Origin of the sequence: Hymenobacter lapidiphilus (genome assembly GCF_013377885.1) — a bacterium.
In the GTDB taxonomy this organism is placed as follows: Bacteria; Bacteroidota; Bacteroidia; order Cytophagales; family Hymenobacteraceae; genus Hymenobacter; species Hymenobacter lapidiphilus.
On the sequence record NZ_JABKAU010000097.1, the window covers coordinates 1 to 961 of the forward strand.

A 961-nucleotide genomic window follows, 5' to 3' on the forward strand; every position below is an offset into this window, starting at 1 on the left:
TAGCTCCTCTGCCCCTGACGGCACTCGAAATAACCACCCTGCAAGCCGTCTGTGCCCAGGGGCCGCACCCGCGTATGCGCCGCCGAGCGCAGGCGGTACTAGGCCATCATCGTGGAGCTAGTATTGGCACGCTGGCTACCCTGTTTGCCGTACAGTACAACACCGTCAGCCAGTGGCTGCGCAACTGGCGAAGCCACGGCTTGGCGGGTTTGGCTGAGGCCAGCCGCTCGGGGCGGCCCCCCAAACTGCCCCCGACGGCTAAAAAAAAGTAGTTGCCTGGCTGGGTACAGCGACCCAACAACTGCGCCACTGGCTGCCCGACATCCGTCGGGCCTGGGGTATCAAACTGCACGTAAGCACCTTACAGCGACTGGCCCGGCGGGCCGGCTACCGCTGGAAACGTTGCCGCCGCAGCCTACGCCAGCAACGTGACGCCGACTTATTTGCCCAGACCCAGCAGCAGTTGCGCCACTTGCACCAAGCCGAAGCGCGCGGCCAATTAGCTGTCGTCTACGTGGATGAGTGCCGGTTCTCGCGCCAGGCCCCCGTGCCCTACGCCTGGCAGCGGCGCGGCCAGCCACCAGTGTGCCTACCGGCCGTACGCGGACGGGGCGGGCACTCGGTGCTCGGCTTCTGGCAGGCGCATGTACCGGGCCAGCCCGTGCAGGCTTACTTGCGCGAAGGCAGCCTGACGGCGGACCTGTTTGTGCTCGCCGTGCACGACTTCTGTCAAACGCTCAGCGGTCCTACGGTGCTGGTGCTCGACAACGCCTCCATTCACAAAGCCCACGTGGTGCAGGCCTGCCACGCACAATGGGCGGCGGCGGGCCTGACACTGCTGTTTTTGCCGCCTTACAGCCCCGAACTCAATCACATCGAATTGCTCTGGCACCGCTGCAAGCACTACTGGATAAGGCCACAAGACTATGCCAGCGACCAAACACTGCTCCAACGACTCGAA

At 64.4% G+C, this 961-nt stretch carries 2 protein-coding genes; both read left to right on the forward strand.

Going from position 1 to position 961, the window contains the following annotated elements; translation table 11 throughout:
• Positions 1-272, forward strand: a 272-nt coding sequence (locus HW554_RS20215) for a helix-turn-helix domain-containing protein (RefSeq protein ID WP_176910334.1), incomplete at its 5' end; no start/stop codon positions are given.
• A gap of 29 nt (positions 273-301) precedes the next feature.
• The coding region (locus HW554_RS20220) for an IS630 family transposase (RefSeq protein ID WP_262889924.1) at positions 302-961 on the forward strand (660 nt) is incomplete at its 3' end.